The following is a 24,860-nucleotide window of genomic DNA, read 5'->3' as shown; positions in this document are numbered from 1 at the left end:
GGTCTATAACCGCTGATGACCTGCACAAAATAATAAGGTGAAAAAATGAGTACATTACCAGTGGATAATCCCGGTATCGCTTCGGTACCGGTCAGTAGCGTCGGGGATGTGGCGCGGCTAATTAATTCCGGCAAGGAACAAGCGAAATATGCGCGGATGATTGTCTTCCTCGCGCTGGGGGGCGTTTTTCTCGACGCATATGACTTAACCACGCTCTCCTACGGTATTGATGACGTTGTACGTGAATTTCAGCTCTCACCGCTGCTGACCGGCCTGGTGACTTCGTCCATTATGGTCGGGACTATCGTCGGCAATATTATCGGCGGCTGGCTGACCGATAAATATGGTCGCTATTCGGTTTTTATGGCCGATATGTTCTTTTTCGTGATTTCGGCTATCGCCGCCGGGCTGGCGCCGAACGTCTGGGTGTTGATTGGCGCCCGCTTCCTGATGGGCATCGGCGTTGGCATCGACCTGCCGGTAGCGATGTCCTATCTGGCCGAGTTTTCCCGCTTTGCCGGCAAAGGCAACAAAGCGGCTCGCCTCGCGGCGTGGTGCCCGATGTGGTACGCCGCCTCAACCGTCTGCTTTCTCATTATCTTCGGCCTCTATTTCCTGCTGCCGCAGGAGCATCTTGACTGGCTGTGGCGCGCCTCTCTGCTGTTCGGCGCCGTGCCGGCACTGCTGATTATTGCCGTCCGCAGTCGATTTATGAATGAATCCCCGCTGTGGGCGGCGAACCAGGGCGATCTGACCTCTGCAGTGCGTATTTTACGCGACTCCTGGGGGATCCATGCCCATGAGGTCCCGGCGGCGAAGCCCGCGCCAGCGCCGAAAGTGAGCTTCCGCGTGCTGTTCGAAAAACCCTACCGCGAGCGGACTATCGTCGCCGGGGTGATGAATATCTGTATCTCCTTCGAGTACACGGCGATTGCCTTTTTCCTGCCGTCAATTCTTGCCCAGTTCCTCGGGGCTGGCGTCTTCGAAACTATTTCGGCATCGCTGGGGCTGAACGCCCTGTTTGCTTTTACCGGCGGGCTGCTCGGTATGCATCTGGCGTGGAAATATCCTTCGCGTCATGTGGCGATAGCCGGCTTCGCCCTGCAGTTTGTGGCGCTGATTGTGCTGGCGCTGGTGGGGCAACCGCACGCGACGGCAGGTATCGTGCTGGCTATCGCGATGCTGGGGCTGTGGCTGTTCGCCGAAGGGTTTGGCCCGGGGGCGCAGCTGATGATCTACCCGGCGCTCTCCTATCCTACTGCCATTCGCGCCACCGGGGTCGGTTTCAGCCGGGCACTCTCCGGGATCGGCAGCGCGCTGGCGTTGTTTATTCTGCCGCTGCTGCAGGCCTCCCTCGGCACGCAGATGTTCTGGGTGGTCTCGCTTGCCGCCATTATTCCCATTTTCTTCCTGCTGGCGGTCCGTCATGAACCGATGCGAGAAGATATCGACGCACTCCATGAATAAGGAACTGACAATGACCCTGCTCTCCACTGGCACCGATTATGACGCGCTGGCGGCCGCCTTCCGCCCGATATTCACCCGTATCGCCCAGGGCGCTGCGGAGCGCGAACAGCAGCGCATTCTGCCCGATGAGCCGATCCGCTGGCTGAAAGAAGCGGGCTTCGGCACGCTGCGTATCCCGCGCGAGAAGGGCGGCTGGGGCGCTTCGCTGCCGCAGCTCAGCGCGCTGCTGATCGAGCTGGCGCAAGCGGACTCTAACCTGCCGCAGGCCCTGCGCGCGCACTTTGCCTTTGTGGAAGATCAGCTGAATCAGCCGGATTCCGCCGGGCGCGACCGCTGGTTTCGTCGCTTCCTCGACGGTGAGCTGGTGGGCAGCGGCTGGACGGAGATCGGCGCGGTTAAGCTGGGAGAGGTGAACACCAGAGTGACGCCGACAGAGGGCGGCTGGCGACTCGACGGCGAGAAGTTTTACAGCACCGGCGCGCTGTACGCCGACTGGATCGATGTGTTTGCCCGGCGCAGTGATACCGCCGGCGATGTGATAGCCTTGGTCAGTACCCAGCAGACCGGCGTGGTGCGGGAAGATGACTGGGATGGCTTTGGCCAGCGGTTGACCGGCAGCGGGACCACCCGCTTTACCGGCGCTCGGGTGGAAACCGAACATGTCTATGATTTTGCCCAGCGCTTTCGCTATCAGACCGCCTTCTACCAGCATGTGCTGCTGGCGACCCTCGCGGGCATTGGCCTGGCGGTTGAGCGGGATGCCGCGCAGGGCGTCAAACATCGCTCCCGGATGTACAGCCACGGCAACGCCGCCGTGCCGCGCGATGACGCTCAGGTTCTGCAGGTCGTTGGGCAGATCAGCAGCTGGGCATGGGCGACCCGGGCCGCGGTCCTGCAGGCTGCGGAATCGCTGCAGCAGGCCTATGTGGCGCACGTCAGCGACGACGAAGCGCTGATCGCCCGGCGTAACCAGCTGGCGGAAGTGGAAGCGGCGCAGGCGCAGGTGATCGCCAGCGACTGGATCCCGCGGGCGGCGACGGAGCTGTTTAATGCCCTCGGGGCGTCGGATACGCGAACTCGCCTTGCGCTGGATCGCCACTGGCGCAATGCGCGGACGGTCGCCTCGCATAATCCGGTGATTTATAAGGCACGTAATATCGGTAACTGGCTGGTGAACGGTGAAGCGCCCACCTTTATCTGGCAGATAGGCAATGGTGAGAAAACGGCGGGGTAAGCCTGTCGGCGACGGGAGGCGCAGTGCTTCCCGTCGTCAGGAAAATCAAGGTTTATCCAGCGACCAGGTGGCGCTGCGCACGTCGACTTTCACCGGCAGCAGGCCGATGCGCGTAAAGGTATCCGCCAGCGCCTGCTGTTCGTTATACACCGCCGGGGTCATGCGTTCGGCACCGTAGGGCAGGCGGGCCAGGGTCTTCAGCCAGATGGCTTTATCCAGCCCGGTTGAGGTCGACAGCAGCCCGGCGGCCTCGTCCTGATGGCTGTTCGCCCACGCGCTGAGTTTACCCAGCTCATCCACCACCTGCTTTGCTGTCTCCGGGTAGGTATCTGCAAACTTGCGGCTGGCGAGATAGAAGGTGTAGTGCGGCACCAGCCCCTCGGCATTGCGGATCTGTCGGGCTTTCGCGTTGGTTTCCACTTCTGCGAGGAACGGATCCCAGATCACCCACGCATCAATCGCCCCGCGCTGGAAAGCGGCGCGGGCATCCGCCGGCGGCAGATAGACCGGGGTGATGTCTTTATAGCTGAGGCCCGCTTTTTCCAGTGCGGCAACCAGCAGGTAGTTGACGTCAGACCCCTTGTTCAACCCCACGCGCTTGCCCTTCAGGTCGGCCACGCTGTGGATTGCCGACTGTTCAGGCACCACAATCGCTTCCGTTTTCGGGTTAGCGGGGGAATGGGCAAGGTAGACCAGATCGGCTTGCGCCGCCTGGGCAAAGGCCGGAGGCGCATCGCCGGTCGCGGCCAGATCGATACTACCGACGTTCAGCCCCTCCAGCATTTGCGGGCCGGCGGGGAATTCGACCCAGCGTACGGCAATACCCTGTTTTTTCAGGCTCTCATCCAGCGTGCCGCGATACTTCAGCAGCGCGAAGATATTCGCCTTTTGATAGCCGATGTTGACGGTTTCCGGCGCTTTGGCCAGCGCGGAGGTAGAGAGGGCGGCGAGGACCAGCAGCCAGGCGGGACGGAATCGGTTGGACATTGTCTGTTCTCCTTAGCGGTTTTGCGTAAGGTAACAAACAGCGCTTATAACCATTAAATAACTAAAATTTTATTGATATAACAAAAAGAGTTATTCAGGACGATGACCCGACACGTCGACGCGTGCCGGGTCTGAGGATTAATCGCAGGCGACGATCTTCATCGCCAGGCCACCGCGAGAGGTTTCCCGGTACTTGGCGTTCATGTCTTTACCGGTTTCGTACATGGTCTCGATCACTTTATCGAGGCAGACGCGCGGCTCGCTGGTCCGGCGCAGCGCCATTCGCGCGGCGTTGACCGCTTTCACGGCGGCGATAGCGTTGCGTTCGATGCACGGTACCTGCACCTGGCCGGCAACCGGGTCGCAGGTCAGGCCGAGGTTATGCTCCATGGCGATCTCTGCCGCGATGCACACCTGACCCGGACTACCGCCCAGCAGTTCCGCCAGACCGGCCGCCGCCATCGAGCAGGCGACGCCCACTTCACCCTGGCAGCCGACTTCGGCGCCGGAGATGGACGCGTTCATCTTATACAGCGAACCAATCGCGCTGGCGACCAGCATATAGCGGGCCAGAGAGTTGCTGTTCACTTTGCGGATAAACTTGTCGTAGTAGGCCAGCACCGCCGGCACGATACCGCAGGCGCCGTTGGTTGGCGCGGTAACGACCCGGCCACCGGCGGCGTTCTCTTCGTTCACCGCCAGGGCGAACATATTGATCCAGTCGACCACCGCCATCGGATCGCTGTTGGTGGTGTCCTGACTCACCAGCATGCGGCGCAGCGCGGCGGCCCGGCGCGGCACGCGCAGTTTGCCCGGCAGAACGCCTTCGGTGGTGATGCCGCGTTCGATACCGGCGCTCATCACTTCCCATACCGCGGCAAAGTGTTGCTCCAGCGCTTCTTTGCTGTGCAGCGCCAGTTCGTTCTGCATCATCAGCCCAGAGAGCGACAGCCCGGTTTCACGGCAGTGACGCTGCAGGTCGGCGGCGTTTTTATAAGGGTAAGGAACCGCAACCGGCGCATCGGCGATCTGGCCGAAGTGCGCTTCGTCGACGATAAAGCCGCCGCCGATAGAGTAATACGTCTGGCTGTAGATCACCTTGTCACCGGCCAGGGCGGTAATGCGCATGCCGTTCTCATGCAGCGACAGGTTGTCGGCATGGAAATTCATGCACTGATCGACCGGGAAGTCCACTTCGTGCTGACCGTTGGCCAGCATCAGGCGGCCATGGGTGTTAACGTCCTGAATAAAGCCCGGAATGGCGTCGATGTCGACGGTGTCCGGCAGGTTGCCGGCGAGTCCCATGATAATCGCGATGTCGGTATGGTGGCCTTTACCGGTCAGGGAGAGGGAGCCATAGACGTCGACGACGACTTTGCTGACGTCGGCCAGCAGGCCGCGTGCGATCAGATCGTCAGTGAATTGTTTGCCCGCTTTCATCGGTCCAACGGTATGGGAGCTGGAAGGGCCAATGCCGATTTTAAAGATATCGAATACGCTGATCATATGTATTCCCGTGCTGTCGGAAAGCGCGCCGCCGTTAAGCGGCGCGGGGGGAGGTATTGACTGAATTAGCTGAACAGCGAGTAGAAGATCGCGGAGATGGCAATCAGACCCATAATCACCACGAAGACGTTGCTGATATGGCCGCTGTATTTACGCATCGCCGGCACTTTCTGAATCGCGTACATCGGCATCAGGAACAGGATCATCGCGATAATCGGGCCGCCAAGGGTCTCGATCATCCCGAGGATGCTCGGGTTCAGCGTCGCCACAATCCAGGTGGTCACCAGCATGAACAGCGCGGTCAGCTTGTTCAGTTTGTTGACTTCGATAGATTTGCCTTTACTGCGCAGGGATTTAATCACCATGCCGTTAAAGCCTTCGCGGGCGCCCAGATAGTGGCCGAGGAAGGATTTGGTGATGGCGATCATCGCGATGATCGGTGCCATCCAGGCGATAACCGGCGCGTTAAAGTGGTTTGCCAGGTAAGACAGAATCGAGATGTTCTGCTCTTTCGCCGCCGCCAGGTCCGCCGGAGAGAGGCTCAGGACGCAGCTGAATACGAAGAACATCACGGTCAGCACCATCATAATGTGAGCGCGGGCCAGGATGCTGGAGCATTTCTTCTCGGCGCCTGCGCCGTACTCTTCACGCTTGGCCACCGCGAAGGAGGAGATGATCGGCGAGTGGTTGAAGGAGAAGACCATCACCGGGATCGCCAGCCACAGGGTCATCAGCAGGCCATTGCCGGTTGCGGAGGCGCTGCTCAGGGAGAGCGTCTCCAGCGCCGCGCCGTTCCACTGCGGGATCAGGTACAGCGCCAGAATCATCAGGGCGATAACGAACGGGAACACCAGGATGCTCATCGCTTTCACAATCATCTGCTCACCGAAACGCACGATGGTCATCATGCCGACGATCAGGATCAGCGACAGAATGGCGCGCGGCGGCGGCGTCATGTGCAGTTGGTGCGCCATGAAGGTTTCGACGGTGTTAGTGATCGCCACGCTGTACACCAGCAGGATCGGGTAGATAGCGAAGAAGTAGAGCAGGGTAATCAGCTTCCCTGCGCCTACGCCAAAGTGTTCTTCCACCACTTCGGTGATGTCTTCGCCCGGATTTTTCCCGGAGAGGACGAAGCGAGTCATACCGCGGTGAGCGAAGAAGGTCATCGGGAAGGCCAGAATCGCCATGATAATCAGGGGGATCATGCCGCCGACGCCGGCGTTGATCGGCAGGAACAAGACGCCCGCGCCGATCGCTGTACCGTACAGGCCCAGCATCCACATGGTGTCGGTTTTACGCCATCCGCTGCGGGTTTCGCCCGAAACGATGGTGCTGGTTTGAGTGGTTTCCATCTGTATCTCCTGGAGGAATCAACAAAATCTAATGAACAAATACAATTGCGTAACATGAAATTCGTTTAATTACGGTTTTTTTAGAAATTTTCTCCGTAATAATTGGGCCGGAAAGATACATTTATATGGTTTATGCATCAGTGATCGCGATCTCAAATGCAATAATCCACTTTCAATGTGCGTATTTTTAGTCCAACAGCCTGTTTCTGGTGATCAGCCAGCGATTTGTGGCGCGCAGGCTACCATTTGCAGCATATGAGATAAAAGCGGAGCGGCGTAATAACGAGGGATTTACTGTAAAAAAGAGATGTAGTCGACGTTTTTGCGCTTAAAACCATTTTTTGCAGTGATAATTGTCGCAGTTTTTACCAACGCAAACGATTGGCTATGTAGAAATGATTCAGGTGAATGAATAATAACAGAAAGGTTTTTAGCGTGTTCTGGAAGTCAGAGGAAGAGAGCCCGCCGGGGGCAGGCTGTAGAAGATACCCCGGCGGGAGAGTGAGAAATCAGGCGATGATTTCGTAGCAAGGAATATAGGCGGTGCCGCCCGGCAGTTTCATACGATGCTGGGCGACGAAGCCCTGCAGCAGATCGTCCATGCGGCGCATCATCTCCGGATCGCCATGCAGCTTGTAAGGACCGTACTGCTCAATGGCCTGGATGCCCACCTCTTTGACGTTACCCGCGACAATCCCGGAGAAGGCGCGACGCAGGTCGGCGGCCAGCACTTCCACCGGTTGGTCCGGGGAGAGCTTGAGATTGGCCATGTTTTCATGGGTCGGATCAAACGGCATCTGCAGGTCCGGCGAGATGCGAATCGACCAGTTGAAGCTGTAGGCGTCATCGGTCTCGCGACGGCTCTCTTTCACCAGCGGCATCGCTTTTTTCATCTGCCGCGCCACTTCCGCCGGATCGTCGATGATGATCCGATAGTGACGACGGGCGGACTCGCCCAGAGTATGGGTGATAAACTCGTCCAGCACGCGGAAGTAGTCGGCGCTCTCTTTCGGTCCGGTGAGGATCAGCGGCAGCACCTGCGCTTTGTTCTCCGGATGCATCAGAATACCCAGCAGATAGAGCAGCTCTTCGGCAGTGCCGACGCCGCCCGGGAAGATAATGATCCCGTGGGCGATGCGCACGAAGGCTTCCAGACGCTTTTCGATATCCGGCATGATGATCAGTTCGTTGACTAGCGGGTTCGGCGGTTCTGCGGCAATGATGGACGGTTCGGTCATGCCGATAAAGCGGCTGTCTTTGTAGCGCTGCTGCGCGTGGCCGACGGCGGCGCCTTTCATCGGGGCCTCCATTGCGCCAGGCCCGCAGCCGGTGCAGATGTTCAGTTCGCGCAGTCCCAACTGCGTACCGACGCGGCGGGCGTAGAGATATTCGTTTTCATTAATGGAGTGACCGCCCCAGCAGACGATCATGTTCGGTGCTTCGCCGACGTGCAGCGCGCGGGCGTTGCGCAGGATCGAAAACACCAGGTTGGTGATATGGACCGAACTTTCCAGATCGAGGTTCGGGAAGCGAACGGTATTGTGGATCTGGCCGTAAACGAACAGGATATCGCGCAGCACGGCGAACAGGTTGGCCTGCAGGGAACGGATAATACGCCCGTCAACGAAAGCTTCTTCCGGCGGGTTGATCAGTTCCAGCTTCACGCCACGTTCGCGACGCAGCACGTTAATATCGAAGTTTTCAAAACGGGAGAGCAGCTCCTTGCTGTTATCGGTCAGGCTCCCCGAGTTAAGCACAGCAAGCGAGCAGTTGCGAAAGAGTTGATACAGGTCACTGCTGGCGGTGCGCTTAAGCATATCCACTTCCAGCTGCGACAGCATATCCATTGAACCAAGCGGGCTAACATGTGTAATCAAGTGAACTCCTTACAGGACGCTTATGGTCTTCCTGTGATTACAATAGCCCTGCGAGCGGCGTTTCCACAACCTTGCGCGCGCCTAAACGCACGCATATTGTGAAATTATTTATTATTGTCGGGCGAGGCGGCCAGTGGCGGGGGAAAAGTCGCCGTTGCTGCGCCAGGGGTTGATATCCAGACCGCCGCGTCGCGTATAGCGGGCGTAAACGGAAAGCGATTCCGGCTGGCAGAAACGGAGAATATCGTTAAAGATGCGCTCGACGCACTGCTCATGGAATTCGTTATGATGGCGGAATGAGACCAGATAGCGCAGGAGCTGCTCGCGGTCGATTTTCGCCCCCCGATACTGGATCTGTACCGAGCCCCAGTCCGGCTGGTGGGTGATCAGGCAGTTGGATTTCAGCAGATGGCTGACCAGCGTCTCTTCCACGATTTTGCCGCTGGCGGCGCCCTGCAGATAGTCGGTGCTGAACTGATAGTTATCGATCTCGATATCCTGATCGTCGATGCAGGCGCCGTGCAGGTGGGCAATCGGCTGGCCTTCCAGTTCATCCAGCCGATACAGCGCCACCTTGACCTCGCCCTGCGCGCAGGCGCTCAGATCGCGGGTCAGCGTCTCTGCAACGTCCTGCCAGCTGGCGAAACGCGTCTGGTTAAAGCTGTTGAGATAGAGCTTAAAGCTTTTTGACTCCACCAGATTGACGCTGGTGTCGGGGAGTTCGACGTGGCCGACGGCCACCTGCGGCAGGCCTTTGCCGTTCAGCCAGGAGAGTTCGTACAGCGTCCAGATATCGGCGCCGTGGAACGGCAGGTTATCGGCATGCAGGCCCAGCGGATCGCGGTTAAGGCTGCGCGGGACACCCTGCAGCAGCGAGGCGTCATAAGTATCGCGGTAATCGGTTGATTTACCGAGCGTCAGGCCGGCCAGCGCCTGATGATTATCGTAAGAAGACATGTTTCACCATAGTAAAGCGGGTACACTATCTCTCCAGTGTATCCTGTCTAACGTGAAGAGAGAAACCGGTGGACCATCAGACCGCAGAAGCGCTGCGCGCTTTTACCCAACGTTACTGCGCCGCCTGGCAGCAACAGCGCAACAGCCTGCCGCGCAGTGAAGAGCTTTACGGCGTTCCGTCGCCTTGCGTCGTTGATACCCAGGGCGAGGCCGTATTCTGGCAGCCGCAGCCGTTTTCGCTGGCGCAAAATATCAGCGCGGTTGAACGCGCCCTGGATATTGTGGTACAACAGCCGCTTCATTCTTATTATACCACTCAGTTTGCCGGCGACATGACCGGCCGGTTTGCCGACGAAACGCTGACGCTGCTGCAGACCTGGAGTGAAGAGGATTTCCAGCGGGTGCAGGAAAACTTAATCGGGCACCTGGTGGTACAGAAGCGCTTGAAGCTGGCGCCGACGCTGTTTATCGCCACCCTCGAGAGTGAACGGGATGTGATTTCCGTCTGTAATCTCAGCGGCGAGGTGATCAAAGAGACCCTCGGCACCGCCAAACGCATCACGCTTTCCCCCTCGCTTGCGAGTTTCCTCAGCCACCTTGAGCCGGTTCTGTAATCCAGTCTACCTGGTCGTTTGTGAGAGATCTCTTACAAAACCTGTAAGAGATCGTCATCATTTAAGGCAAATTTAATCCCTTCTTTTTTTTATAAGTCATTGGTATCAAATCAGATCTTAATTTTTTCGTCCTTTTGAGTGGGGACTAATCTTAAGAGATTGTCTCAAGAAGGGTTGTAAGACGAGGCAGAATCAGTGATCCTATGTCTGTCGACAGGAAGTCGCGAAATGAAGCGAACATCAGGATGATGGCGCTTCTGCAGGACCCGCCAGGATGGCGTTGCAAGGACAGGCTTCAGGATGAAGCAAGGATAACGCAGGAACGCGTAATGGACACCTCCAGGATGGAGAACGAGAGCCGCTCAGGATGAACGGTGGATCAGGAAGATCGGGACAAACTTAAGGATAAGTCATTTCGCATCGGGGTGGTGTGAAAGCAGGATGCGCGAGTTTATGGATGAACATTGGTCAGGAGACCTCAGGAAAAGTTTTCAAGGACGAGCAGGGAGCACCAATGTAGCGGGAATGCTGCAAAACGAACCGGGAGCACTGTTTATACAGTGCTCCCTTTTTTTATTTCTTCTGCGGATTTGCTATCCTGCGCCCGGTTTTTAACTCATCGAGGTTTCCCCATGACTCTTCACGATAGCGTGCGCGATCGCCTGCGCGCCATTGAAGCCCTGCTGCGCGAAACAGAGCACTGGCAGGCGACGGCGCCGGACAGCAGCGCCTTCGCCAGCGATAAGCCGTTTTGCCTGGATACCCTGGAGCCGCTGGAGTGGCTGCAGTGGGTCCTGATCCCGCGTATGCACCAGCTGCTGGAGAGCGGTCAGCCGCTGCCGCAAAATTTTGCCGTTGCGCCTTATTACGAGATGGCTCTGGATCAGGCCCACCCGGTCCGCGAATCCATGCTGGCGGAACTTCTGCTGTTAGACGCGCTGTTTGCCGGTGAGCAGGCCTGATGCTGGAGATTATCTACCAGGACGACTGGCTGGTGGCGGTCAATAAACCCTCGGGCTGGCTGGTGCATCGCAGCTGGCTCGATCGCGATGAGAAAGTGGTGGTGATGCAGACCGTGCGCGACCAGATTGGCCAGCACGTTTTTACCGCTCATCGTCTCGACCGGCCCACCTCCGGCGTCCTGCTGATGGGGCTGTCGAGCGAGGCGGGCCGCCTGCTGGCGCAGCAATTTGAACAGCATCAGATCCAGAAGCGCTACCATGCGATCGTCCGCGGCTGGCTGATGGACGAAGCGTTGCTGGATTACCCGCTGGTGGAAGAGCTGGATAAAATCGCCGATAAATTTGCTCGTGAGGACAAAGATCCGCAGCCGGCGGTGACCCACTACCGCGGCCTGGCGACGGTGGAGATGCCGGTGGCAACCGGGCGTTATCCCACCACGCGCTACGGGCTGGTGGAACTGGAGCCGAAAACCGGCCGCAAGCACCAGCTGCGCCGCCATCTTGCTCATCTGCGTCATCCGATCCTTGGCGACAGCAAGCACGGCGATCTGCGGCAAAACCGCAGCGCCGCAGAACATTTCGGCTGTCACCGCCTGATGCTGCACGCCAGCGAGCTGTCGTTGACCCATCCTTTTACCGGCGAGCCGCTGACCCTGCGCGCTGGTTTTGATGAGGTCTGGATGCGCGCCCTGTCGCAGTTTGGCTGGCGCGGGCTTCTCCCGCTAAATGAAAGGGTTGAGTTTGCCGACGACTGCGGTCAGGATGAAGGGAATAAGGTCAATCCAGGGAGATAATAGCATGGCGGAAGTCGGAATTTTTGTCGGCACCATGTACGGCAACTCGCTGCTGGTCGCGGAAGAAGCGGAAGCGATCCTCAGCGGACTGGGACACAAGGCAACCGTGTACGAGGATCCGCAGGTCAACGACTGGGAATCCTATACGGGTAAATATGTGCTGGTGGTCACCTCCACCACCGGGCAGGGCGATCTGCCGGACAGCATTGTTCCGCTGTATGAGGGGATGAAAGATATGTATCAGCCCCATCTGCGCTACGGCATTATCGCGCTCGGCGACAGCACCTATGCTAACTTTTGCGGCGGCGGGCTGAAGTTCGACCAGCTACTGCAGGAGCAGGGCGCGAAGCGCATCGGCGAGATGCTGAAGATTGACGCTAGCGAAGACCCGGAGCCGGAGAGCGTCTCCAATCCGTGGGTTGAGCAGTGGGCCACCCTGCTCGAATAAAAGCGCTGCCCTCTCCCTACGCAGAGGGCGCTCTTTCAATACGTCGCGGCCAGATACGCGGACGTCAAAATGGTAGCGCGTTCCTGGCGCCACGCCTTTAGGCAAACGCCACAATATCCTTAGCAATATCATGGCTTAAGCCAGCCAGTTTCACCGGGTCAAGTGAGGTATTTCACACTCCGGCCCTTTTTGCTGTGCTTTGCGGCTCCAGCGGCGCTGGTTTTTCATTTCCGTGAACTTCCCCCCATTCTTTCAGGCATTCGCCACAAACCACCTGCAATAGCGGCGTAAAAGCTGTGTAGATGCACGGTGAGCCGCGGTGTGCCTCTTCATATACTGCTCCAGCCAGTGATAAATGCAGTGCCAGATATAACGACAACTATCAAAACACGACCACGTCATTCTGATTACCCTACAGGTTGTGCTGTTCAGAATGAACGTAGCTAAACGCTATGATTCAGGAGTACAACAATGAGTTCATTAAGTCAGGCGGCGACGGCGGCTGAAAAGCGCACCAACGCCCGCTACTGGATAGTGGTGATGCTGTTTATCGTCACTTCTTTTAACTATGGTGACCGGGCGACGCTGTCGATCGCCGGTTCGGAAATGGCCAAAGATATCGGCCTCGATCCTGTTGGCATGGGGTATGTGTTCTCCGCGTTCTCATGGGCGTATGTCATCGGCCAGATCCCGGGCGGCTGGCTGCTTGACCGCTTCGGTTCGAAGCGCGTCTATTTCTGGTCGATCTTCATCTGGTCGATGTTTACCCTGCTGCAGGGCTTCGTCGATATCTTCAGCGGCTTTGGCATTATCATCGCGCTGTTCACTCTGCGTTTCCTCGTCGGCCTTGCCGAGTCGCCGTCATTCCCGGGCAACAGCCGTATCGTCGCCGCCTGGTTCCCGGCGCAGGAGAGGGGGACGGCGGTATCGATTTTTAACTCCGCCCAGTACTTTGCCACCGTTATCTTCGCGCCGATCATGGGCTGGCTGACGCATGAGGTGGGTTGGTCGCACGTATTCTTCTTTATGGGCGGCCTGGGGATTGTGATCAGCTTTGTGTGGTTGAAAGTGATCCACGATCCGAACAACCATCCGGGCGTGAACCAGAAAGAGCTGGACTATATCGCCGAAGGCGGGGCGCTGATCAACATGGATCAGAAGAGTAGCGCGCAGAAAGTGCCGTTTAGCGTCAAAATGGGACAGATCAGACAGCTGATCGGATCGCGGATGATGATCGGCATCTATATCGGTCAGTATTGCATCAACGCCTTAACCTACTTCTTTATCACCTGGTTCCCGGTTTATCTGGTGCAGGCGCGCGGCATGTCGATCCTCAAAGCCGGCTTTGTCGCCTCCGTTCCGGCGGTGTGCGGCTTTGTCGGCGGGGTGCTGGGCGGGGTGATTTCCGACTGGTTAATGCGCCGCACCGGCTCGCTGAACATCGCGCGCAAAACGCCGATCGTGCTGGGGATGCTGCTCTCCATGACCATGCTGATGTGTAACTATGTCAACGTGGAGTGGATGGTGATCGGCTTTATGGCAATGGCCTTCTTCGGCAAAGGGATCGGGGCGCTCGGCTGGGCGGTGATGGCGGATACCGCGCCGAAAGAAATTAGCGGTCTCTCCGGCGGCCTGTTCAACATGTTCGGCAATATCTCCGGTATCGTCACTCCCATCGCCATCGGCTATATCGTTGGCACCACCGGCTCGTTCAACGGCGCGCTGATCTACGTCGGCATCCATGCCCTGGTGGCGGTGCTGAGCTACCTGGTGCTGGTGGGCGATATCAAACGCATCGAACTGAAACCTGTGGTGGGGCGCTCATCATGACTACCCAATCCAGCCCGATTATCACAGAGATGAAGGTCATTCCGGTGGCCGGGCACGACAGCATGCTGCTGAACATCGGCGGGGCGCACAACGCCTGGTTTACCCGCAATATCGTGGTATTGACCGATAACGCCGGCCACACCGGCGTTGGCGAAGCGCCCGGCGGGGAGGTTATCTACCAGACGCTGCTGGCGGCGATCCCGCAGGTGGTGGGCCAGGAGGTCGCCCGACTCAATCGCGTAGTGCAGCAGGTGCACAAAGGCAATCAGGCGGCGGATTTCGATACCTTCGGCAAAGGGGCATGGACCTTCGAACTGAAGGTTAACGCGGTGGCGGCGCTGGAAGCGGCGCTGCTCGACCTGCTCGGCCAGGTGCTGAAGGTGCCGGTCTGCGAGCTGCTGGGGCCGGGTAAGCAGCGTGATGCCGTCACCGTGCTGGGCTACCTGTTCTATATTGGCGATCGGCAGAAAACCGACCTTGGCTATCTGGACCATACGCCGGGCGATCATGAATGGTACCGCCTGCGCCATCAGCAGGCGTTGAGCAGCGAGGCGGTAGTGCGTCTGGCGGAAGCCGCCCAGGATCGCTACGGTTTCAAAGACTTTAAGCTGAAGGGCGGCGTGCTGCCCGGCGAGCAGGAGATCGACACCGCGCGGGCGCTGAAAAAGCGTTTTCCGGAGGCGCGCATCACCGTCGACCCGAACGGCGCCTGGCTGCTGGATGAGGCCATCGCGCTGTGCAAAGGGCTGCAGGATGTCCTGACTTATGCCGAAGATCCGTGCGGTGCCGAGCAAGGTTTCTCCGGCCGGGAGGTGATGGCCGAGTTCCGTCGTGCCACCGGGCTGCCGGTCGCCACCAATATGATCGCCACCAACTGGCGTGAAATGGGCCATGCGGTGATGCTCAATGCCGTCGACATCCCGCTGGCGGACCCGCATTTCTGGACGCTCTCCGGCGCGGTACGGGTGGCGCAACTGTGTGACGACTGGGGGCTCACCTGGGGCTGCCATTCCAACAACCACTTTGATATTTCCCTGGCGATGTTTACCCACGTCGGCGCCGCCGCGCCGGGCAACCCCACCGCCATTGACACCCACTGGATCTGGCAGGAGGGCGACGCGCGCCTGACCAAAAATCCGCTGCAGATTATTCACGGCAAGATTGCCGTGCCAGACGCGCCGGGACTCGGCGTGGAACTTGACTGGGAGCAGGTGCGCAAAGCCCATGAGGCCTATAAAGCGCTGCCGGGCGGCGCGCGCAACGACGCAGGCCCGATGCAGTACCTGATCCCCGGCTGGACATTCGACCGCAAACGTCCCGTTTTCGGCCGCCACTAATTAAAAAGGATGATGCTATGACGACTTTCACTTCAACGCCCGTTGTTACGACCATGCAGGTGATCCCGGTTGCCGGCCATGACAGCATGCTGATGAACCTGAGCGGCGCGCACGCCCCGTACTTCACCCGCAATATTGTGATTATCAAAGATAACGCCGGGCATACCGGCGTCGGCGAAATCCCCGGCGGCGAAAAAATCCGCCAGACCCTGGAAGATGCCGCGCCGCTGGTGGTGGGCAAAACGCTGGGCGAGTACAAGAATGTGCTGGGCGCGGTGCGCAACCAGTTTGCCGACCGCGACGCCGGGGGCCGCGGCCTGCAGACCTTCGACCTGCGTACCACCATTCACGTGGTAACCGGGATTGAAGCGGCGCTGCTGGACCTGCTGGGCCAGCACCTTGGCGTCAATGTCGCTTCCCTGCTTGGCGATGGCCAGCAGCGCAGCGAAGTCGAAATGCTGGGCTATCTGTTCTTTGTCGGCAACCGCCACGCCACGCCGCTGGCCTATCAGAGCCAGCCGGATGAGCAGTGCGAATGGTATCGCCTGCGCCATGAAGAGGCGATGACGCCGGATGCGGTGGTCCGCCTGGCGGAAGCGGCGTATGAAAAATATGGCTTCAACGACTTTAAGCTGAAGGGCGGCGTGCTGGCCGGTTTTGAAGAAGCTGAGGCGATCAGCGCCCTGGCGAAACGCTTCCCGAATGCCCGCGTCACTCTCGACCCGAACGGCGCCTGGCTGCTGGAGGAAGCCATCCAGATTGGTAAACAGCTGAAGGGCGTGCTGGCCTATGCGGAAGACCCATGCGGCGCCGAACAAGGTTTCTCTGGCCGCGAAGTGATGGCCGAGTTCCGCCGCGCGACGGGCCTGCCGACCGCGACCAATATGATCGCCACCGACTGGCGACAGATGGGCCATACCTTGTCCCTGCAGTCGGTGGATATCCCGCTGGCGGACCCGCACTTCTGGACCATGCAGGGGTCGGTGCGTGTGGCGCAGATGTGCCATGAGTTCGGCCTGACCTGGGGATCGCACTCCAATAACCACTTCGACGTGTCGCTGGCGATGTTCACCCATGTCGCGGCAGCGGCGCCGGGCAAAATCACCGCGATTGATACCCACTGGATTTGGCAGGAGGGCAACCAGCGTCTGACCAAACAACCTTTTGAAATCAAAGGCGGTATGGTGCAGGTACCGAGTACCCCGGGCCTGGGGGTTGAGCTGGATATGGACCGCGTGATGCAGGCAAATGAGCTATATAAGAAACATGGTCTTGGCGCCCGCGACGATGCGATGGCGATGCAGTATCTGATCCCGGGCTGGACCTTTGACAACAAGCGTCCATGCATGGTGCGCTAAAAGGCCGCCGGCCTCTGCGGGGGCCGGCATTGCGCGACAGCGCCAGGGGTTGGCTCAGAGTAAGGACAGCACATGAAAATAGTGATCGCACCGGATTCCTGGAAGGAGAGTCTGAGCGCGCTGGAAGTGGCCACGGCGATAGAGCAAGGCTTTCGCGAGATTTATCCTGACGCGGAGTACGTCAAGCTGCCGGTTGCCGACGGTGGTGAAGGGACGGTGGAAGCCATGGTGGCGGCGACCGGCGGGCATCAGGTTCCGCTGACGGTCACCGGGCCGCTGGGTGAACCGGTTGAGGCATTTTATGGGCTGTCCGGCGATCGCCAGTGCGCCTTTATCGAAATGGCGGCAGCCAGCGGGCTGGAGAGCGTCCCGCCGGCGCAGCGTAATCCGCTGCTGACCACTTCCTGGGGAACCGGGGAGCTGATCCGACACGCGCTGGACGCCGGCGTGCGACAGATCATTATTGGCATTGGCGGCAGTGCGACCAATGACGGCGGCGCCGGGATGGCGCAGGCGCTGGGGGCGAAACTGTTGACCGCCGACGGCCAGCAAATCGCCTCCGGGGGCGGCGCGCTGGAGACGCTGGCGCGTATCGACCTTAGCGAACTCGATCCGCGGCTGGCAGATTGCCGGATTGAGGTTGCCTGCGACGTCACCAACCCGCTAACCGGCCCGCAGGGGGCCAGCGCGGTGTTTGGCCCGCAAAAAGGGGCGACGACGCAGATGATCGACCGCCTCGACAGCGGCCTGCTGCACTATGCCCGGATAATCGCCCGTGATTTAGATATCGATGTGCTGAGCCTGGAAGGCGGTGGCGCGGCGGGCGGCATGGGGGCGGCGCTGTATGCGTTTTGTGGCGCAACGCTGCGCCCGGGCATTGAGATCGTCACCGATGCGCTGCAGCTGGCGACGCGGGTGGCGGATGCCGATTTAGTGATCACCGGCGAAGGGCGTATCGATAGCCAGACGATCCACGGCAAGGTGCCGGTGGGGGTAGCTAAGGTGGCGAAGCGTTTTAACGTTCCGGTGATTGGGATTGCCGGCAGCCTTACCGCCGATGTCGGGGTGGTGCATCAGCACGGACTGGATGCGGTATTCAGCGTGTTATATACCATCTGTACCCTGGATGAAGCGCTGGCCAATGCCGCCGCCAACCTGCGGATGACGGCGCGTAACGTCGCCGCGGTTTTGCAGATGGGCGATAAGCGGTAACCCGGTTGGCGCAGTGGTATTTGTAGCCCGGATAAGGTGCGTAGCACCGCGATCCGGGAACCATCCCCGGTGGCGCTTACGCTTACCGGGGCTACCAACCGAGTACTGGACCGTAACACTGCGATCCGGGAACCGTCCCCGGTGGCGCTTACGCTTACCGGGGCTACCAACCGAATACCGGACCGTAGGGCGTAGCCCGGATGAGGCGCGTAGTGCCGCTATCCGGGGTTTACACGCCCATCCGGCACGCTTCGCGGGCCACATTATCCATCTCGTCTAACAGCTCGAGCAGCTCCGGCTCCAGGTCCTCGGCGGCGGTACCCGACCGCAGCTGGCTCTCCAGGGTGTGGCACAGCTTTTTCAACCGCGGCACGCCGCTGTAGCTGCAGCTGCCGTGCAGCTTGTGGATCAGATCCACCAGCCCTTCCGGCTGCTCGCCCACCAGCTGCTCTTCCACTTTATTACGCACCTCCGGCATAAAGGCGATCAGCATCTGCAGCATCTCCCGCGCCAGATCCGGCTTCATGGCGGCCTGACGCAGCGCCAGCTGCCAGTCAAGCGTCAGGTTATGGTCGATGACCGGCTCTGCAGGCGGTAGCGCCGCCGGAGCGACGCTAAGCAGGCCGGGCTGATAGCGCAGCAGCAGAGCGTGCAGTTTCTCTTCTTCGATTGGCTTCGCCAGATAATCGTTCATGCCGGCGCTCAACAGCTTCTCCCGCTGGCCCTCCAGGGCGTGCGCGGTGACCGCAATCACCGGGGTTTGCTGATGATGCGACAGATGATGAATCAGCTCGCAGGCGCGGATGCCGTCCATATCCGGCATCTGAATATCCATCAGGATCAGATCCATCTGCAGCCGCTTGGCCTGGTCCACGGCCTGCTGGCCGCTGTCGCAGAGGATCACCTGCTGCACAAGGTCGTCCAGCAGGGCGCCGATCAGCTTCAGGTTAGCCGGATTGTCGTCGACGGCCATCACGGTCATCGGCAGCTTATGACTGTCGGTTTGCGTCAACGGCGCGGAAGCCGGCGCATGATTGGTGGCCACCAGCGCCGGCAGCAGACGGGTGGTAGTGAGCGGTTTCAACAGGCAGGCAGCGACGCCGTCGCGCTTCAGGGCTTCGGCGCTGACCTGGGCATGACATGGCAGAGCGAGCAGCACGTTGTCAGACATCGCGCAGGCTTTGACTAATTTTTCCCGGTGCGGCGACAAATCGCGCATTGAGACCGGGATGCCGACCAGCAGAATGTCGTACTGCGCTTCCGCCAGCGAGGAGAAGGTAGGGCTGTAGATCACCTCCAGCGGCGTGGCGGCCAGCATCTCCAGCGTACATTGCGCCGCTGTCGCGTTGGCTTCCACATAGGCCAGACGTTTGCCCGTCAGCCCGTCGGTGTTCAGCATATCCGGAATGGCGTTCGGGTTGAGATCAAGGCTGATATGGAACCAGAAGGTGGAGCCGCGGTTCGGCTGACTGTGGAACGAAATATCGCCGCCCATCTCTTTGACCAGACGCTGGGTGATCACCAGCCCAAGCCCGGTGCCGCCGTGCCGGCGTGAAATGCTGGCATCGGCCTGACGGAAGGCCTGGAACAGTCGGGACTGGTCGCGCTCGGGGATGCCGATGCCGGTATCGTGGATCTGAATTTCGATCTGTACCCGCGAGTTGCTGATGGCCCGCTGCTCCACCAGCACGTCGATATTGCCGTGCTCGGTGAATTTAATCGCATTGCCCACGAGGTTGGTCACAATCTGCTGCAGACGGAGCGGGTCGCCAATGACGTTATCCGGCACATTGTTCTTAATGTTCAGCGTCAGCTCCAGCCCTTTATCGTGCGCGGAATGCGCCAGCAGGGTGACCACTTCATCAAGCGAGGTGCGCAGCAGGAACGGAATACTCTCCAGAATCAGCTTCCCGGCTTCCAGCTTGGAAAAGTCGAGCACGTCATTGATGATCGCCAGCAGATTATTGGCCGAACGTTCGATGGTGGTCAGGTGGTCGCGCTGCGTGGCGTTGAGATCGGTTTTCAGCGTCAGGCGGGTAAAGCCGATCACCCCATTGAGCGGGGTGCGCAGTTCGTGGGACATATTGGCCAGGAACTCAGACTTAATGCGCGCCGCCTCCTGGGCGCGCTTTTTCGCCAGGTCCAGCTCAACGTTCTGGATCTCCATCTGCTCAAGGGTTTCCCGCAGATCGGAGGTCGCCTGGTCGACGTTGTGCTGCATCTCCTCATGGTAGGCCGCCAGCGACATGGCCATCGAGTTAATGCCGTTTTTCAACATATCCAGTTCGCCGAGCATAAAACCCTCGACCCGGCTGTCCAGCTGTCCGCGGCGGATGCGGTCGACGGTGTTGACCATATTGCGGATAGGCCCGGTGACGTCGCGCATCAGGCGCCAGCCGAAGATTAGCGCGATGCCAATGCAGAACAGCATCATCACACTGGAGATGAAAATCTCTTTGTACTGCTGGAGGCGGACTGATTTCAGATCCAGCTCCAGCGCGACGTAGCCCAGCATATTGCCCGGCATTTTGGCGTCAGATTCGGGGGACTCATCGGGCGAATAGCTTTCCGAGACGATCGGCGTGCGCAGGATCATGATGTCGCCGTCGCGGATGACGCTGAGACGGCGGGGAAATGCCTCGCCTTTCGGGATCTGCAGTTCGCTGGGGTTAAGCTGGTAATTGGAGGTGACAAACAGCCGGTTATGCGAATCGTATACCGAGATGGCCCGCACGATCTCCGAATGACGCCGATGCAGGACGCTGATCAGCTGGCCGATGGATTCGCGGTTTTGCAAATTCATCCCATATTCGCTGGAGACCGCCAGCGGCTCAATAATGCTGGCGCCGGCGTCCTCCAGCTGGCGTTGCAGGTCGTTATAACGATGAGCGACAAAGAAAATACTGAGCAACAGCCCAATCAGGACGGTTGGCGCCAGTATCAGAATCATCATGCGAGCACGCAGGCTGTAGTTGGTCATGCGGTTCCATTATGGGAGAATATAGACATCATCGTTCTGTGCGCGTCGGTGCGCTTCGCGGCACTGCCGCCCTGAACGAGCTCGTTTTATTTGATTGAGACAACTCTCTACGATGGCGCAATTCTACTCTGCAAAACGGCGTGTGACGACGCGCCAGATCATAACCGTTACAGTCAATGACCTCGATCCCTTTGGTCAGGGCGTTGCCCGTCACCAGGGGAAGGCGCTGTTCGTGAGCGGTTTGCTGCCGCAGGAGCAGGCCGAGGTGGTGCTGGTGGAAGACAAAAAACAGTACGCCCGCGCCCAGGTGAAACGCCGTCTAACCGACAGCCCGCAGCGCCAGGCGCCGCGCTGCCCGCATTTTGGCGTCTGCGGCGGCTGCCAACAGCAGCATGCCAGCGTCGCGCTTCAGCAGCAAAGTAAACGCGCCGCGCTGGCGCGGCTGATGAAGCGTGAGGTGGATGAGGTCATCGCCGGCATGCCGTGGGGCTACCGCCGTCGCGCGCGCTTAAGCTTGAATTATCAGCCAAAGACCCAACAATTGCAGATGGGTTTTCGCCAGGCCAACGCCAAAGCGATCGTCGATGTGGTGCAATGCCCTGTTTTGGTGCCCCAGCTTGAGGCATTGCTGCCCGCCGTGCGTGAGTGCTTAAGCGCGCTGAGCGCATTACGCCACCTCGGCCACGTCGAGCTGGTGCAGGCGGACAACGGCCCGCTGATGGTGCTGCGCCATACCGCCGCGCTGCCAGCGGGCGACAGGGAAAAACTGGAACGCTTTTCGCAAACTCACGGTCTTTCTCTGTACCTCGCGCCGCAAAGCGAGATACTGGAACATATTCATGGCGAAGCGCCATGGTACACCTCAGACGGACTACGCTTAGTGTTCAGTCCGCGGGATTTTATCCAGGTCAACGACGGCGTGAATCAGCAGATGGTGCGTACTGCGCTGGAATGGCTGGATCTGCGGCCGGAGGACCGGGTGCTGGATCTGTTCTGCGGGATGGGGAACTTTACCCTGCCGCTGGCGACGCGAGCCGCCCAGGTGGTGGGGGTGGAAGGGGTGCCCGCGCTGGTAGAAAAGGGGCGGGAAAACGCCGCCCTCAATGGTTTATCAAATGTCACTTTCTTCCATGAAAATCTGGAAGAGGATGTCACCCGTCAGGCCTGGGCGAAGCACGGCTTTGATAAAGTGCTGCTGGACCCGGCCCGCGCCGGCGCGCCGGGCGTGATGCCGCATATTATAAAACTGGCACCGCGGCGGGTGGTGTATGTTTCCTGCAACCCGGCGACGCTGGCGCGAGACAGCGAAACCCTGTTGCAGGCTGGATATCAGATTCAACGCCTGGCGATGCTGGATATGTTCCCGCATACCGGTCATCTGGAATCAATGGTGTTGTTTGAGCGCAGGCTTACATAAGGTCATTCACAACGTCGCAGAAGAGCCACCCTGGCCGTCAATGCTGACGCGACCTGCAGGATGACATGTAGAAAGTTGAGGCTTGCCGACTTCGGCAGGCCGGTCCCTTAAGGAGAGGACAATGGTTGCGGTAAGAAGTGCACATCTTAATAAAGCTGGTGAATTTGACCCGAAGAAATGGATCGCGAGTCTGGGGATTTCCAGCCAGCAGTCGTGTGAGCGCTTAGCCGAAACCTGGGATTATTGTCGCGAAAAAACGCAAGGACACCCGCAGGCAGACCTGCTGCTGTGGCGTGGCGTCGAAATGGTGGAGATTCTGTCCACCCTGAGTATGGATCTCGATACGCTGCGCGCGGCGCTGTTGTTCCCACTGGCGGACGGTGAAGTCGTTAGTGAAGAGGTCATGCAGGAGAGCGTGGGTAAATCGGTCGTGACCCTGATTCACGGGGTGCGGGACATGGCCGCTATCCGCCAGCTAAAAGCCACCCATAACGACTCGGTATCTTCCGAGCAGGTGGATAACATTCGCCGCATGCTGCTGGCGATGGTTGACGATTTCCGCTGCGTGGTCATCAAGCTTGCTGAGCGGATCGCGCATCTGCGCGAGGTCAAAGACGCGCCGGAAGATGAACGCGTGCTGGCGGCGAAAGAGTGCACCAATATCTATGCGCCGCTGGCGAACCGCTTAGGTATCGGCCAGCTGAAGTGGGAGCTGGAAGATTACTGCTTCCGTTATCTGCATCCGGCAGAATACAAGCGCATTGCTAAACTGCTCCACGAACGCCGTATCGACCGTGAGCATTACATCGACGAGTTCGTCGGTCACCTGCGCTCGGAGATGAAAGCCGAAGGCGTCAAGGCGGAAGTCTATGGCCGGCCGAAGCACATCTACAGCATCTGGCGCAAAATGCAGAAAAAACACCTCGCGTTTGACGAGCTGTTTGACGTTCGCGCGGTGCGCATCGTGGCCGAGCGTTTGCAGGATTGTTACGCCGCGCTGGGGATCGTCCATACCCACTATCGTCACCTGCCGGATGAATTCGATGACTACGTGGCCAACCCGAAACCCAACGGCTATCAGTCTATTCATACCGTGGTGCTGGGCCCGAGCGGCAAGACGGTGGAGATTCAAATTCGCACCCGGCAGATGCATGAAGATGCTGAGCTTGGCGTGGCTGCGCACTGGAAGTACAAAGAGGGGGCGGGAGCGGGCACCGGCGGTGGCCGTGGCTATGAGGACCGCATCGCCTGGCTGCGTAAGCTGATTGCCTGGCAGGAAGAGATGGCCGACTCTGGCGAAATGCTCGACGAAGTGCGCAGCCAGGTTTTCGACGACCGGGTGTATGTCTTTACGCCGAAAGGCGACGTGGTGGACCTGCCGGCGGGGTCGACGCCGCTCGACTTTGCCTACCATATTCACAGCGACGTCGGCCATCGCTGCATCGGCGCCAAAATTGGCGGCCGTATCGTGCCGTTCACCTATCAGCTGCAGATGGGCGATCAGATCGAAATTATTACCCAGAAGCAGCCGAACCCGAGCCGCGACTGGCTGAACCCTAACCTCGGCTACGTGACCACCAGTCGCGGACGCTCGAAGATCCACGCCTGGTTCCGTAAACAGGACCGCGACAAGAATATTCTCGCCGGTCGGCAGATCCTCGACGACGAGCTGGAGCATCTGGGCATCAGTCTTAAGGATGCGGAAAAACACCTGCTGCCGCGCTACAACTTCAACGAGCTCGATGAACTGCTGGCTGCCATTGGCGGCGGCGATATCCGTCTCAACCAGATGGTCAATTTCCTGCAGGCGCAGTTCAATAAACCGAGCGCCGCTGAGCAGGATGCGGCCGCGCTGAAGCAGCTGCAGCAGAAAACCTACGCCCCACAGAACCGCACCAAGGACAATGGCCGGGTGGTGGTGGAAGGGGTAGGCAACCTGATGCACCATATTGCCCGCTGCTGCCAGCCGATCCCGGGCGATGAGATCGTCGGCTTTATCACCCAGGGGCGCGGGATTTCCGTGCATCGCGCCGACTGCGATCAGCTGGCTGAACTGCAGTCGCATGCTCCGGAGCGCATCGTCGATGCGGTATGGGGTGAAAGCTACTCGGCGGGCTACTCGCTGGTGGTCAGGGTGGAGGCGAACGATCGCAGCGGTTTACTGCGCGATATCACCACCATCCTCGCCAATGAGAAGGTGAATGTGCTGGGTGTCGCCAGCCGCAGTGATACCCGTCAGCAGCTGGCAACCATCGATATGACCATTGAGATTTACAACCTGCAGGTGCTGGGCCGGGTGCTTGGTAAGCTCAACCAGGTGCCCGATGTCATTGACGCGCGCCGTCTGCACGGCGGTTAAGCCCTCTCCAGGCCAGGTCAATGAATGACCGCTGGGGCAATGGCTGCTGAAACTGCCGGCGTTGGCGGCCTCAAAATCGCTGAGACGTTCCCGGAAGGCAGGGGCAGCCCGCATGGATGCGGGCTGAGGGCCGTGTTTTGCAGGGACGCTGCCTCGGCCCGACCCG

The 24,860-nt window shown here is 59.3% G+C and carries 18 protein-coding genes; 12 read left to right on the top strand and 6 right to left on the bottom strand.

The window, feature by feature from the left end; genetic code table 11:
• Positions 1-45: 45 nt before the first annotated feature.
• Both SPE70_RS21205 and SPE70_RS21200 read left to right on the top strand, forming a co-directional pair.
• On the top strand, positions 46-1,467 hold the full coding sequence (locus SPE70_RS21205) for an MFS transporter (protein WP_324726406.1): 1,422 nt from the start codon (positions 46-48) through the stop codon (positions 1,465-1,467).
• A gap of 10 nt (positions 1,468-1,477) precedes the next feature.
• Positions 1,478-2,701, top strand: a complete 1,224-nt coding sequence (locus SPE70_RS21200; protein WP_012967322.1) for an acyl-CoA dehydrogenase family protein — start codon at positions 1,478-1,480, stop codon at positions 2,699-2,701.
• 45 nt (positions 2,702-2,746) lie between these two features.
• Here the strand turns inward: SPE70_RS21200 and SPE70_RS21195 are convergent, their stop codons facing one another.
• The 5 genes from SPE70_RS21195 to queF form a co-directional block, all read right to left on the bottom strand.
• On the bottom strand, positions 2,747-3,688 hold the full coding sequence (locus SPE70_RS21195) for an aliphatic sulfonate ABC transporter substrate-binding protein (protein WP_002915261.1): 942 nt from the start codon (positions 3,686-3,688) through the stop codon (positions 2,747-2,749).
• Between the two features lie 138 nt (positions 3,689-3,826).
• On the bottom strand, positions 3,827-5,194 hold the full coding sequence (locus SPE70_RS21190) for an L-serine ammonia-lyase (RefSeq protein ID WP_012540721.1): 1,368 nt from the start codon (positions 5,192-5,194) through the stop codon (positions 3,827-3,829).
• A gap of 65 nt (positions 5,195-5,259) precedes the next feature.
• Positions 5,260-6,549, bottom strand: a complete 1,290-nt coding sequence (locus SPE70_RS21185) for an HAAAP family serine/threonine permease (RefSeq protein ID WP_008806259.1) — start codon at positions 6,547-6,549, stop codon at positions 5,260-5,262.
• 509 nt (positions 6,550-7,058) lie between these two features.
• Positions 7,059-8,426: a nucleotide 5'-monophosphate nucleosidase PpnN gene (gene ppnN, locus SPE70_RS21180; RefSeq protein ID WP_008806258.1), complete on the bottom strand. Its 1,368-nt coding sequence runs from the start codon at positions 8,424-8,426 to the stop codon at positions 7,059-7,061.
• 111 nt (positions 8,427-8,537) lie between these two features.
• Entirely contained in the window at positions 8,538-9,383 is an 846-nt protein-coding gene (gene queF, locus SPE70_RS21175) for an NADPH-dependent 7-cyano-7-deazaguanine reductase QueF (RefSeq protein WP_008806257.1), read from the bottom strand.
• A gap of 68 nt (positions 9,384-9,451) precedes the next feature.
• Between queF and syd the strand changes: the two genes are divergently transcribed.
• The 8 genes from syd to SPE70_RS21135 all read left to right on the top strand — a co-directional run bounded on the left by syd (position 9,452) and on the right by SPE70_RS21135 (position 17,938).
• Positions 9,452-9,997: a SecY-interacting protein gene (gene syd / locus SPE70_RS21170; RefSeq protein WP_008806256.1), complete on the top strand. Its 546-nt coding sequence runs from the start codon at positions 9,452-9,454 to the stop codon at positions 9,995-9,997.
• 632 nt (positions 9,998-10,629) lie between these two features.
• A complete protein-coding gene (locus SPE70_RS21165) occupies positions 10,630-10,959 on the top strand; it encodes a YqcC family protein (protein WP_008806255.1) in 330 nt (109 codons plus the stop codon).
• Complete coding sequence (gene truC, locus SPE70_RS21160; protein ID WP_008806254.1) at positions 10,959-11,753, top strand: tRNA pseudouridine(65) synthase TruC; 795 nt, start codon at positions 10,959-10,961, stop codon at positions 11,751-11,753. The genes SPE70_RS21165 and truC overlap by 1 nt, the downstream gene beginning before the upstream one ends.
• Before the next feature lie 4 nt (positions 11,754-11,757).
• Positions 11,758-12,201: a flavodoxin gene (locus SPE70_RS21155; protein WP_008806253.1), complete on the top strand. Its 444-nt coding sequence runs from the start codon at positions 11,758-11,760 to the stop codon at positions 12,199-12,201.
• 471 nt (positions 12,202-12,672) lie between these two features.
• Positions 12,673-14,031, top strand: a complete 1,359-nt coding sequence (locus SPE70_RS21150) for an MFS transporter (RefSeq protein ID WP_008806252.1) — start codon at positions 12,673-12,675, stop codon at positions 14,029-14,031.
• Entirely contained in the window at positions 14,028-15,368 is a 1,341-nt protein-coding gene (locus SPE70_RS21145; protein WP_012967325.1) for an enolase C-terminal domain-like protein, read from the top strand. The genes SPE70_RS21150 and SPE70_RS21145 overlap by 4 nt, the downstream gene beginning before the upstream one ends.
• Positions 15,369-15,385: 17 nt before the next feature.
• Positions 15,386-16,726 carry a glucarate dehydratase gene (gene gudD, locus SPE70_RS21140; protein ID WP_008806250.1) on the top strand — a complete coding sequence of 447 codons (1,341 nt, stop codon included), beginning with the start codon at positions 15,386-15,388 and terminating at the stop codon, positions 16,724-16,726.
• 72 nt (positions 16,727-16,798) lie between these two features.
• Positions 16,799-17,938, top strand: coding sequence for a glycerate kinase (locus tag SPE70_RS21135; protein WP_008806249.1), 1,140 nt, complete (start codon positions 16,799-16,801; stop codon positions 17,936-17,938).
• Between the two features lie 229 nt (positions 17,939-18,167).
• On the opposite strand, the gene barA is transcribed toward SPE70_RS21135, so the two are convergent.
• Entirely contained in the window at positions 18,168-20,918 is a 2,751-nt protein-coding gene (gene barA, locus SPE70_RS21130; RefSeq protein ID WP_022066414.1) for a two-component sensor histidine kinase BarA, read from the bottom strand.
• Between the two features lie 112 nt (positions 20,919-21,030).
• On the opposite strand from barA, the gene rlmD reads away from it, so the two are divergent.
• Entirely contained in the window at positions 21,031-22,335 is a 1,305-nt protein-coding gene (gene rlmD, locus SPE70_RS21125; protein WP_032740921.1) for a 23S rRNA (uracil(1939)-C(5))-methyltransferase RlmD, read from the top strand.
• Between the two features lie 121 nt (positions 22,336-22,456).
• Complete coding sequence (gene relA / locus SPE70_RS21120; RefSeq protein ID WP_008806246.1) at positions 22,457-24,694, top strand: GTP diphosphokinase; 2,238 nt, start codon at positions 22,457-22,459, stop codon at positions 24,692-24,694.
• Positions 24,695-24,860 lie beyond the last annotated feature (166 nt).

It is taken from the genome of Klebsiella sp. ZJOU C1 (genome assembly GCF_035620215.1).
Lineage (GTDB): Bacteria > Pseudomonadota > Gammaproteobacteria > Enterobacterales > Enterobacteriaceae > Klebsiella > Klebsiella variicola.
Note: the sequence above shows the minus strand (reverse complement) of the source record. Positions and strands in the feature narration are given on the sequence as shown.